Annotated in this window: 6 protein-coding genes and 1 pseudogene; 4 read left to right on the top strand and 3 right to left on the bottom strand. The window is 43.0% G+C overall.

The window, feature by feature from the left end; translation table 11 throughout:
- Positions 1–40 precede the first annotated feature (40 nt).
- The 3 genes from K6V26_RS22590 (at position 41) to K6V26_RS22580 (ending at position 5,830) form a co-directional block, all read left to right on the top strand.
- Complete coding sequence (locus K6V26_RS22590; protein ID WP_224263934.1) at positions 41–970, top strand: tyrosine-type recombinase/integrase; 930 nt, start codon at positions 41–43, stop codon at positions 968–970.
- 490 nt (positions 971–1,460) lie between these two features.
- A complete protein-coding gene (locus K6V26_RS22585) occupies positions 1,461–2,219 on the top strand; it encodes a DUF4469 domain-containing protein (protein WP_224263933.1) in 759 nt (252 codons plus the stop codon).
- A gap of 158 nt (positions 2,220–2,377) precedes the next feature.
- A complete protein-coding gene (locus tag K6V26_RS22580; RefSeq protein ID WP_224263932.1) occupies positions 2,378–5,830 on the top strand; it encodes a hypothetical protein in 3,453 nt (1,150 codons plus the stop codon).
- Positions 5,831–5,861: 31 nt separating this feature from the next.
- Here K6V26_RS22580 and K6V26_RS22575 read toward each other — a convergent pair.
- Positions 5,862–6,815, bottom strand: a pseudogene (locus tag K6V26_RS22575) (ATP-binding protein); the annotation flags it as partial.
- Between the two features lie 9 nt (positions 6,816–6,824).
- Positions 6,825–7,595 (bottom strand): potassium channel family protein, encoded by a 771-nt coding sequence (locus tag K6V26_RS22570; protein WP_224263931.1) that lies wholly within the window; start codon positions 7,593–7,595, stop codon positions 6,825–6,827.
- A gap of 200 nt (positions 7,596–7,795) precedes the next feature.
- On the opposite strand from K6V26_RS22570, the gene gadC reads away from it, so the two are divergent.
- On the top strand, positions 7,796–9,355 hold the full coding sequence (gene gadC, locus K6V26_RS22565) for a putative glutamine/gamma-aminobutyrate antiporter GadC (protein ID WP_224263930.1): 1,560 nt from the start codon (positions 7,796–7,798) through the stop codon (positions 9,353–9,355).
- Positions 9,356–9,449: 94 nt separating this feature from the next.
- Here the strand turns inward: gadC and K6V26_RS22560 are convergent, their stop codons facing one another.
- Positions 9,450–13,058 carry a glycosyl hydrolase gene (locus K6V26_RS22560; RefSeq protein WP_224263929.1) on the bottom strand — a complete coding sequence of 1,203 codons (3,609 nt, stop codon included), beginning with the start codon at positions 13,056–13,058 and terminating at the stop codon, positions 9,450–9,452.
- Positions 13,059–13,178 lie beyond the last annotated feature (120 nt).

Below are 13,178 nucleotides of genomic sequence, written 5' to 3'. Positions count from 1 at the left end.
ACTCACATTTTCTATAGTTACAACATTATATTTTATGCTTATGACAACAACCTTCTTCACCTACGCCGATGCGTTGGTGAAACGTAAACGCAAGGCGGGCAAATATTCGACCGCCGATCTTTACCGTGCTTCCTCCAACTGGTTGCTGCGGTTTTGGGGTACCGACGAACTTTCGTTTGACGCGATAACCCCTGGTATGATAGACCGGTTTTATGACTGGCTTCTGGCGCTGGGACACTTGAAAACAAATTCGGTAAACAGTTACCTCAGCAGTTTCCGGGCCATCTATCACACCGCTGTCCGTGAGGAACTGGCGCCGGCCGACCGTCTCTCGCCTTTTGCACACCTCAACCTGCGGCAGGAGGAAACGGCTAAACGCGCCCTCCGTATTCAGACAATGGAAGAGATTGCCCGGATGGACCTCTCTGCCGAACCGGAATTACAGGCAGCGAAGGACTTCGCTCTTTTCTCCTTCCTTGCCTGTGGGATGCCATTCATCGATTTGGCGCATCTTACCCGCGACAATATCGTCTATAATGAACTGGTTTACAACCGTTGCAAGACAGGGGTCCTGGTGCGTGTCGGTATTACTCCCGGCATGCAACGGCTATTCGATAAATATGCATTGTCCGACAGCCGCTATCTTTTTCCTGTTTTGCCTGAAAAGGCGGAAGGCGAACGGTTACATGAGGCCTATAAACAGGCTCTGCACCATTACAACGGTTGTCTGGTGGAGATTGGATCGCGCCTTTCCGTCCCGGTCTGCCTCACCTCGTACGTCTTTCGGCATACCTGGGCGACGGCAGCTTTGTACAACGACACGCCGGTAGCCATCATTAGCCAGGCACTCGGACATACATCGGAGCGGACGACACGTCACTATCTGGCTGCACTCGATCAGTCGAGACTCAATTCTGCAAATGAGATTATTACAAAAGGATTGGATGTCCTGGTAGGAGTGAGGGTGTAACCTTATTTGTGAAATAAGGTATTTTGTCCCGTTTGATACAAGCTGTGAAAAACAAAGTTTATACTAGTGTGGGGACGGGGCAAATATAGGATTTTATTTAAACAAGGACAAACTTCTCTGCTTATAATTAAGTGGGTGGGGGATTTTTTACGTAAAAAGGTGACATTCATACGTTTTTCATGAGATATGGACATAGCGGGGCGGAGGGTATCTTTTCCCCTCTTGAGAGGGGGCAGGGGGTGTGTTAATACTCTAAATAAAGACTATCCAGATAGAAAATCACAGATAAAACAGTAAAATATCCGCGTCAATCTATGTAGTTCGTGCTTTAGTACAGCAATTTACACACCCCCTACCCCCTCTCGAGAGGGGAGGAAGTTACTCTCTGTTATGATAATCATAAGATAAACTGATACCTTATTTCACAAATAAGGTTACGGATCACACAGGTAACGCCTTGTCCAACCAACAGGCTTAATTATTTATTATTATGGCTGAAAAAATCATTTTGACTGCCGATCTTTACGACAACGCCGTCACGGAGCGAAAAGGCGATTACACAGCGAAGCCCCGTATTACAGGAACAGTACGAAACCATCAGATTGCCGAACGCATACTGGCAAGAGGTTCTGAATTGCGATTGGATACAATCGAGTATATCTTGGGCATGGGCGATCAGGAAAAGGTAACCGCTATTGCCGAAGGTAAAAGCGTTGTTGACGGTGTAGGCCAGTACATGGCAACCCTCACCGGTCCTTTCGAAGGCGAAAAAGCTGCTTTCGACCCTGCTAAAAACAAACTCACTGCCAGTTATGTACCCGGTAAATTACTGCGTGACACATTGAAAAACGTAGTGGTTGAAACCCGTACTGCTGTCACCGGCCCAATCATCAATTCGATTGTTGATTCTACCACCGGCGAAATGAATACTCAACTCACTTCTGCCGCCCCTGCCGTTATCAGTGGCTCTAATATCAAAGTGGCAGGCGATGATGCCGGCATAGGTATTTTCTTTACAAAAACAGGCGGTACTGCACAGAAATGTCCGTTGCTAATTCATAACAATCCTTCTGAACTAACCGTCATGATGCCAACCCTCGAAGATGGCGAATACACGTTGAGTATCGTTACCCAATCGGCTGCGGGTAATAAACTTGTAAAAGAACCGCGCACTTATACCTTCCCTGTACTACTTTACGTAGGTAACAAACCGAGTGGTGGAGGCGGAGACCGTCCTGAAATCGAGTAATACTATCCGACCAACGTTGGTTAGACCGACTAACCAATGGCAGAGACACTATCTAACTGGAGGCAGTTAGGACATCTAACCAACGTTGGTTAGGCTATGCGCCTAAAATATGTTAAATAATATAAAGTGCTTAAACTCTAATATTTACCTATTTACACATGAAAAAGATTAATACAAGCCAATCTAAACGAACCTCCTTTCTGATTTGGCTGATGTTTTTGGGAGGTGTTTTAATATCGATGCCTGTAAAAGCTCAAAGTACAGTAAGCGAATTACAACAATTGATCAATGATGTTCCGGCTAACGGAACAAAAGTCCTCGATTTGGGTGGGAGAACCTATCAGCAGGCCGATAGGTTAGAAATTACCGGAGGCAGGAATATTACCTTAAAGAATGGTACACTTTTAAGAAATAACTTTTATTCTCCCGGAACGTTTGTTTATGTGTCCAATAGTCAATTAACATTAGAGTCTTTTCTTATAGACGGTAATGAAAAAAACAAGAATACAACAGGTCCTCTCGTTTCTTTAGGAAACTCGGTATTAACAGTTAAGGCAGGAACTGTAATAACAAACAATGATATAACAAGCAAAGTAAAAGCAGGAGGTGTCATGATAGACGGAACCTCTTCCTTTGTTATGACAGGAGGAGAAATAGATGGATGTTATGATTATGACATGGGGCAGGTCTATGTTGCACCAGGTGGAAAATTCACAATGACTGGCGGTATCATTCGTTCTGTTTGTACAGAAAGTAATGCAACCATAGGAGGTTCAGCCAAGATCACATCCTATTTCCGACTATATGGAGAATGTCATCTGATGCTTTCTTCTGCTCTGGAAAATATAATTCCTGTTTGGCGAGCAGCATGGGATGGAACCATTGCTGCAACAGCCGCAAACGGATACACATTGACAACTGGTGATGTCGCTAAATTCAAGGATTATCAAAATAAGTGGTCTTTTGATCTACAAGACGGGAATATTATATTTACCGGGAAGTCTTCTACAGTGAACAGCGAAGACGAACTACAAAAGAGAATAGATGCAGCTCCAATAGGAAGCATAGGTTCTCCCACCTCCATATCCGTTGGAAATGTGGAAATTACGAAAGGTATCACAATGAACGGTAAGTATATCACTTTAACAGGAGGAAATATTGTAGGAAACAGCAATAACGCCTGGATCAGTTTAAAGGGAGGAGGACTTAATTTAGATCAAATCAAAATAACCAATAAAGGAGCATACAATGGTTCACCCATTTATGTAGATGGAGGACGGTTGATAATAAATAATTCATCAATAGACGGAGAACTCTGTCAAGTCGGAGCAATCAATGTAAGTTCCCAGTCCGGATCTATCATAGAAATAAACCAGGGTATAATAAAGGGTATTATTTCTAATATGGATGCTTCATTAACCTTTAACAGTGGAAGCGCCTCTTCCATATTCAGTAAGGTTCCGGTTTGGTTGAGTGGAAGTGTGCAAATTTATGGTGGAGTTACGTGTCAAGTTATATTGACAAGCGCTCCCCAATATAAACTTAAATTTAGCTTAACCCAAGGTAATATAGCAGCCAGCGGCGGAAACGGATTTGTATTAGCAGAAAGATACCTTTCTATGTTTGAGAGTCTTGATGAAGATTATCAATTAGTGTGGAAAAACAATCAGATTCTTTATGAAAAGATAGGCGGAGGAACCCCCTCTGTAATTGAAACGGAAGACGACCTGCAAAAAGCCCTTGATGCTGCATCCCCGGGAACAGCATCTACCCCGACAATTATCCCCATCAAAAATGTGACATTGACAAAGCCTCTTACTATTGATGGCAAATATATAACCTTCAATGGAGGAAGCCTGATATCATCTAACAGTTCTGCCAAAATAAACATAAAAAAAGGCGGACTTATTCTCGATAATATTGCTGTCTCTGCCGGCTGGAGCAGTTCCGGTAAATTCATTACAGTGTCCGGCAATGGAACGCTGGTAATCCGTTCGACAGCTACCATCAGCAGTAACTCCAAAGACTTGAATTTGATTTATATAGAAGCTGGAAGTACGTTGAGAAACGAGGGGATTATCACCGGATGCATATCGAGCGGGGGCATACTCTATTTGACCAGTGGAACGATTCATGGTCAGGTAAGTTCCTCCGGTCTGTTTTACTTGTCAGGGACAGTGAAGATAGATATCGGAGTCTATCTTTCCGGAAGTGGTGTGATAACAATGACCAGTGTCCCCAAATATCTATTGCAGATATTGACCGACGGCGAATCATCAACTGTCGTAGTTAAAGGAGGAAGTGGATTCGTTCTTTCTCAGTCCTATTTGGATAAGTTTGTATGTGTAACAGAAAACTGGCAGTTTATCTGGAGTAACAACCAAATTTTAGTAGTAAAAATACAAAGTACGAATTATAAAGTAACCTGGAATATTCCCTCCGGTGTAACAGTCAAACCGGAAAGCGGATATAATGCAACCTCTATTGTAAAAGGAGGTGATTTCAAGTTTACAATCGTTTTTCCTTCCGATAAAAAAGTGATTGTAAAGCAAGGTTCTATTGTGATAACTCCTGATGTAAATGGGGTTTATACGATTTACAATATTCAGGCAGATATATTATTAACGATAACGTTGGTGGATAAAATCAGATATACGGTAACTCTTCCCTCTCAAACCGGCTTTGAGATTAAAGCTGTTGACGGATATGACGCATCATCCGTAATGGAAGGTGCTGATTTCAAATTCAGCATCAAACCTAAAACCGGGTATGAACAGCACATTGTAAGAGTGTTTGTCAATAATGCGCTTATAACAGCCGGCAGCGGATCGGTATATACCATTATAAATGTACAGGCCAATCTGATTGTGAAAATTGAAGTGACTCCGCCAACCATTGAAGAACTGTTCTATATTGTTTGGAATGCAGAAGAAGGAGCAACACTGATTCCGGAATCCGGTTATGATAAGAATAAGGTAAAACCGGGAGAAGACTTTAAATTCCACATTGTATCAGATGCTTTACATAAAGGTTGGGAGATACAGGTACGGGTTAACGGTGTTCTTCTTTCTCCTGATATCTGGGGTATATATACCCTGTCAAACATTCGCTCGGACAAAAATATTGTGATTACTTTATCTGAAGTATTTAGCGTAACGTTCGTTAAACCGAAGGAAGATGTAAAAATGATAGCTGAGACGGGTTATAATCCGGATAGGGTGCTGGCTGGAAATAACTTTAAGTTCCGATTGGAAAGCAGGTATAAAACCGACCAGTTACAGGTTAGAGCCAATGGAGAATTATTGATGCCCATAAATTCTGTATATACTATTTACGATATACATGAAAATAAGACTATAACTGTAATTGTCAATACTTCTGTCGGCAATGAAGATATCCATTCTGCTGGGATAGAAATAGCAATAAGGGGTTATAAACTCTGTATCAAACATCCTGAGATGAGAAATAAGCCTTTATATATCACTTCATTCAATGGAAGTATCGTTAAGACAAACCTGTTGAACGGAACCTATACCGAAATAGATGTTCCGGCTAAAGGCACATATATTATTTTCTTTGAAGGATTCAGTCAAAAGATTGTAATAAAATAGTAGAATAAAACACAGACTACAGGCATGGATTTCATACAATGAAAGAAATCCGTGCCTGTTTTCCTTTCTCAGTAAGGTAATATCTCTGTTTGGGATGATTAGACTTTGGATATTTAGGTGCAATTAGTTCGGCTTGCAATGCTGGGTTCAGATAATGTTTGCGGAAATAAGTGCGATGATTAAGTGAAAGTCTTTCCATTATTTCAGTAACCAATAATGTTTCTTGACCAATAATAGATAATAGTGATTTAACTTGGTCACTAACTTGGTCACTAACTTGGTTAGCATATCGGAATATAACCCACACGAAATTACCGTTTGTATGAAATTCAGGTTCCGGAAGTTCTACTCTTTTGCATTCGTTTATCATTAGTCCGATGCCACGTCCCCAACTTTCCAGTACTTTTCTTTTATATAGAACATCTGCGATCAATGGATTTTGAGGTTCGGAACGATGTTCGGATTTTAGATTCTCTATGCTTATATCTGTAGGGAAAGTACCTATGTTTTCTATTTCTATACGGTCATCATAAATAGCAATTCCGACAGATCCGCCCGGAGAATGGTATTGCCTGTGACAAAGAGCGTTGATAATACCTTCTCTTAAGGCTTTCACCGGGACATTTAATTCTTCTACCCGTTCTACACTATTTATCTTTCCGGATAAAGATAAATGTTTGAAAAAGAATGTCATTGCAGCATCTAGTAGTTTGAAAATATTACCGTATATGCGTTGATTGTCAATAAATTCCTCTTTGTTTATACCTCTAAATCGAGCCATTCTCAATAGGCATTGTGGATAGTTGGAGGTATCATCAGCAAACAACACTGCTGCAGCGTTTTTTAGTTGCCCATTTTTAGACAGTTTTAATTTCTCCAAAATAATAGTTATATCTGTCAGTGCTGTAGATTCCGGTAATCGACCACTTTCAATACCTAATCGTACGGTTTTTAAAATCTCGTCTTTATCAAGATCCTCTTGTTTTCTATGATGTTATTTTTCCCCTTCCGCAGGTTTCGATGCCATCTGTTTTGCTGCTTTCGGTTGCGGCGTATTATCTTCATTATATAATTCATTCTTCCGTTTATTCGCGTTCTGTACGAGACTGGTTACATAAACGGTGAAGATCGGAAACATCATCATTCCCAGTGCAGCCAGCAGAACCGATAGTATCCGCCCTGTCGGTGTGACGGCGTAAATATTTGAGCCGACTGTCGTAACGTCCATAAAGGCCCACCAAAGAGCATCATCATAGCCGGTGACCTGCGGATTTACCTTATGTTCGATCACGAAGAATATCAGGCTGGAGAAATAAACCGTTGCCAGCAACATGGTCAGGTAGGATACGAATAGTCCTGAAGCCTTGTTTGAAGATAGCCATCCTACTACGATAGCCAGTGCATATCCGCTGCGTGCCAACGGGATAAAACGCAGGAAATAGGTGATTTCCGGGGAGAATTCAATTCCGTAATAACTGATAATATTAAGATAAGGAATAGATACGATTAAGAAAATAAAGTGGGTTTGCAGATAATATAATTTACGTTTTGATAAGAAAAACTCCAAAACGAAATCGGCAATAAAGAACATGCAGATCCAGAATTGTATCTTCAGATAGGAACCCTGTGTCATGAAAGGGATGTTCTTAAATGTATCGACTGAGATGACTACAATAAGGAAAAGCGAGAGTAGCAAAATGATAACATGCAAGACTCCGTATATTCCTCTTTTCTCGTAAATAATGTCATTGAAAGCAGACTTCATTGCGTTTAATTATTAGGCGTTTAGACAGAAATATTTTAGGTTATCTAACAAAGGATACCGTGATTTTGTTTTTAACACTATTCTGTTAATTAACCTAGTTTGACATCTTGTTGACAAACTAACACAATAACGATTTGTTTTACTGACATATTTAAAGCGAAACTAAACAATACAAAATTCACATTTAAACAGTAAAATTCATGGCAAATGTAGGAAAAGCAGTAAAACTTGGAGTTTTTACTCTTGCAATTATGAATGTTACGGCAGTAGTGTCTCTCCGCGGACTACCTGCCGAGGCTGTATACGGATTAAGTTCAGCCTTTTATTACTTATTCGCGGCAATCGTATTTTTGATCCCTACGTCGCTGGTGGCAGCCGAGTTGGCCGCTATGTTCCAGGATAAACAAGGTGGGGTTTTCCGATGGGTAGGGGAAGCCTATGGGAAAAAATGGGGTTTCCTCGCTATCTGGGTGCAATGGATTGAAAGTACGATCTGGTATCCTACCGTGTTGACCTTCGGTGCTGTTTCCATCGCCTTTATCGGGATGAATGATGCGCATGATATGACACTGGCTTCAAACAAAATGTACACGCTGGCTGTGGTGCTGATCATTTACTGGCTGGCTACCTTTATTTCGTTGAAGGGGTTGAGTTGGGTTGGTAAGGTTGCTAAAGTGGGTGGTATTGTCGGTACGATCCTTCCGGCTGCCCTGTTGATCATCCTCGGAATCGTTTACCTGGCTATGGGTGGTCATTCTAACATGGACTTCCATGGTGATTTCTTCCCTGATTTCTCTAAATTCGACAACCTGGTGCTGGCCTCCAGTATCTTCCTGTTTTATGCAGGTATGGAGATGGGAGGTATCCACGTAAAGGATGTGGAAAATCCCTCTAAGAACTATCCGAAAGCCGTTTTTATCGGTGCGTTGATCACTGTTCTTATCTTCGTATTAGGTACTTTCTCTCTGGGTGTTATTATTCCTCAGAAAGATATCAACCTGACACAGAGTCTGCTGGTCGGTTTCGACAATTACTTTAAATTTATCCATGCTTCCTGGTTATCTCCGATCATTGCCGTAGCTTTGGCATTCGGTGTGCTGGCAGGTGTATTGACATGGGTTGCCGGTCCGTCAAAAGGTATCTTTACCGTGGGTAAAGCAGGTTATCTGCCTCCTTTCTTCCAGAAAACAAATAAGATCGGTGTTCAGAAAAACATTCTGTTAGTACAGGGATGTGCGGTTACTTTACTGAGTTTATTATTTGTTGTAATGCCTTCCGTACAGAGTTTCTACCAGATCTTGTCACAGTTGACAGTGATCCTTTATCTGGTTATGTATCTGCTGATGTTCTCCGGTGCTATCGCATTGCGTTACCGGATGAAGAAGGCAAACCGTCCGTTCCGTATCGGTAAACATGGCAACGGATTGATGTGGTTTATCGGTGGTCTTGGTTTCTGTGGTTCGTTATTAGCTTTCATATTGAGCTTTATTCCACCGAGTCAGATTTCTGTCGGTAGTAATACCGTCTGGTTTGCCGTATTGATTATCGGTGCCATTGTTGTTGTGGCTGCTCCGTTCATCATCTATGCTTCCAAAAAAGCATCCTGGGTTGATCCGAACGCACAGTTTGAACCTTTCCATTGGGAAGAAGCTAAAGTACAGGCTCCTGTTGCCGGTGCAACAGCTACTACTCAGACTGCCAATACAAATAGCACAAATACAACAACGAATACAACTAAATCGAATAATACACAAGCATAATATATACTTATGTAATTTCTATTCTACGTACTAAAAAGAGGAGGGGCGGAACCGTGATGGTCTCGCCCCTTTATTATACAGTGCGGGTCTCGGATTAACGGACTATTTCGATGGATGCAGTACCCAACAGGCCAGCTTTCGTACTACCCCGGTACATGGTCGGGACAGACAGGTAATAGTTGGCTGCGGTATTGTAAAGCAATATCTCGATCTGGTTATCTCCTTCCTTTATGTATTCCGTGATGTCGAAACGCCAGGGCGGGGTGAGCTTCAGTCCGGCTTTCTGCTTGTTTACCCAGACTTCGGCTGTGGAGACCACTTGTCCCAGGTTCAGATATACTTTATCTCCGTTATTCTTTTCCAAATGAATGTTTTTCCGGTACCAGGCACCGCCGGAGTAAGTGGAAAGACCCTCTATCTGTGTCCAGTCTCCTGCGGAAATCAGACCGTCCCCGCAGGTTTGTTTAATCGGGCCGTCGATAGCGGCGCCTCCGGCATTTCCCCAGGGTTCTTTTATGGATATGGCTACGGTTGATATCCGTTTGGACGGATTGGTCACTACGGCTTCATACCGGGTCAGGCCGTCCGGACGTTTCTCTTTTACGCTTAGATTGCATAAGGTACCGTTTACCCAAACTTTGGTCTCACCGAAGGCCGAAAACTCGAGTTTATTCAGTCCGGGAGCAGAGGTGAAGCGGTATTGGCCGTAAGTAGGCTCTTCGGTTTTGTTTATATCGAATGGCAAAAGGGATAAGTCCCCCCGGAAATTCGTAGCGAGAGGTTTTTCTGCGGTAACTTCTTTCAGTATACGAGGGGTATCTCCGGCTTTACGCACCACACAGTAAGTTACCCCGAATGTATCGTAATGGAGAACGATTTCATTGGTTCCCCGGTTCAGAGTGACGGTAGAAGTGGAGGGGCTGACTGTTTTACCATTGATGTAGATATCGGCAGGTTTTAGTTCTCCGAATATCAGTTGGTAATTACCCGTTTCGGGAGCCAAAACGTTTGAATAGAGGTAATAGTTCTTGTTTCCGTTAGGATCTTCTACGCGGACTGTTTCCCTGAACTCTTTTTCGAGTTTACCCATGCGGATGAAATCATCGTGAACAGTGGCTTTCAGTCCATGCCATCCCTGATGACCGTAATCGTTCTCAACACCCCATCGCCATGAAAATTCATAAGGCTTCCAGACATATTCTTTATTATCGATCTGAACCCTGTTGCTTTGATAGGGAAGATGGGTGAGAAGTTCTTTCTCAAATAATTCGGGAGTGGCTTCCAGTATCATAAACTTAGTTCCGTAGGTGAAAGTCTGGCTTTTCCATCCTGAATCGTCGAAGGAGGGAGATTGCCAGTCCGCTGTTTCGGAAGAGGCCTGGTTGTATCTGGCTTTATAGATATAAGCACCCAGCAGTTCATCGGTCGCAGGCCAGTGGAAGTCTCCGAATTTATTATTTAAAGAAGGTTTGAGGTCGAATGACCATTCACCGTCGAGTAATATGGTTTTGGAGACGTTCGTTTGAGGTACTTCTGCAATTATAGCTTTTTTGGCCGGATCGAAGACGAATAGATGGAGGTCTTGTTTTTCCATCGGCATTTGGATGATGGTTCCTTCGTCTGTTGTTTTTGAGGCGGAAATTTCTTTTGTTTTACCTGTCCAGGGATCCCATAATTCGATTCCTCCGGTGGCGCGGAAAAAGCATTCGGTACCGGAAGGAACATTGTATACGGCATACAGGTCCTTATTTCCGAGTTTACGGTGCATGATGTATGGCATATCTTTTTGCGGTTGCTGCGACAGGATGCGGAAGTCGAGGGTAAGGTTTGTGTCGAGAATGTCGAGTACTTCTTGGTTCTCCTTGGCTACAAACGTGTTCTTGCTGTCGGGCCCGAACAGTTTGTTTAGTAACGAACGTACTTCGGGATCGTTCAATCCTTTCTTTTCCGTTGCTTCAGGTAGTTCTCCCAGGTTGATGACTATCCCGCCATTCTGTTTGAACTGCAAGGCTTTTTTCAATGAAGAATGACGGATTGCTTTCATGGACGGGATGATCAATACTTTGAATTCTTCGCCGGAGATATGGATCTTACTGTTTTTTATACTGGCTTTTGCAAGCGATTCATAATCCATAAAGTCGAAATCGACACCTTCCCGATATAGATATTCTCCCAGGCTGAATGCTTTTTGCACAGCTGTCTGGTCGTAGCCGGCTACAACTGACTCAACCGGATACAGGATAGCGACATCGGCCCGGTGGTATCCCTGGGAGAGAATGTAGCTGAGACGTTCGGTACATTCCAGAAACGGTCCCATTTCTTCCCAGTAAGGCATGTGGGTATGATTACATGGAGGCGCCCATTCCCACCAGCCGCCCATCGTACTGTAGTAGAAACCATGCAGGCTGAGCAGGTTTTGCCCCATCACGAAGTTGGCAAAGGTGGCATCGGTCAGATTGGCTGTATTGGTATCCCAGTTACTGCTGTGGAAACCTTCCAGCCATACCCTTGGACGTTTGTAAAGGTGGGCGATGGAGGAGGCTACTTTGTTCTTTATAATGTCTTTTCCCAGGTTTGGCTGGTCGCAACCCGGTGCCTGGTTCCATCGCTGGGTACGGAAATAATCGCCGAATTCGCTGACATCTTTTCCCCGTCCGCCATGGTCGCAACCGTAGATCAGGTTACGGTCTTCGTGCCATTGGTATACCGGAATAAAGAAGTTTTCTTCACTCAGTGAAACCATGACATCGTTGTAGTCAAGCCGTATTTTAGGTGTAATCGGACCGATATGGGTAAACAGGGCGGTAAGATAAGGAACGATATCGTATCCCTTACGTTTCCGGAATTCGTCTCTGAAAATTGAATTCCATATATAACCATGCAAATTGAAGTTAAGCTCATCGGAGAAGAAGAAGTTCAGTCCTCCTTTGGATTGTTCCGGGAAACGGTCTTCAAACCGTTGGAAGAAGTGTTTGACATAGCTTTTTCCGGAAAGAGGGTGCATCGGGTCGAGCGAAGGTTTTTTAGCTACGCTGTATACCTGGGTGACGATCCAGTTTCCTTCCGCGGGTGATTGCCATTCTATTTTGTTGCCTGTAAGATTTCCGGACAGGTCTATGCCTGAGTTTTCGATGATTTTCCCATCTGTTCCCAATTGGTAGGCGTAGAGGGAGAGTAGCTGGTCGTGGCATGTTTTTGTGTACTTATTCTGGATCGTATCGCTTTCGAATTTCAGTTCGGCTCCTGTCAGTCCGGGATTTTCATTAAGGGCGTCGTCTACATAGGAACCTTGTCCCACTCCTAAAGTATAATCGCTGAGGCTGACGGTCATATTCCGTTTCTTTGCTTCCTCCATGAACCATCCGAACAGGTCCCACCATTCTTCCGTGAACAGGGCCGGTTTGGAAGGAAAAGTCAGTCCATAGCTGACGCCTCCTTTGTCCGAATGGGCATAATTTACCTGTAGGCTGGTTACTTTTTTAGCTGCCATCTGGTCCAGATGATAGGTGAGATGTTCTTTGGTTAGTGTATCTCCCATCCACCAGTAAAAAGGTACTTCACCATACCCTTTGGGTGGCGTTACAAAACCTTTCTTCAGGTCTGCCTTAGCGGTGCGGTCTGGATGGCCGGGAGATAATTGTCTCGTCTGTGCAGCAATGGACAGGGACAAGACAGATAGAATAAGGGTAAAAAGTTTTTTCATGGGTGATTAGTTTAGAATATGTATTGAAGCAAAAATAGCTATTAATCAGAAGAATAATGTTTCAATAATGATATTAATGTTATGTGTTTTGGCTGAAAAAGCAGAGGGATGCCATAAGGA

This window comes from Parabacteroides goldsteinii (genome assembly GCF_020091425.1).
Taxonomy (GTDB): Bacteria; Bacteroidota; Bacteroidia; order Bacteroidales; family Tannerellaceae; genus Parabacteroides; species Parabacteroides goldsteinii.
The sequence above is the reverse complement of the archived record's forward strand: the minus strand, read 5'-3'. Positions and strand labels throughout refer to the sequence as shown.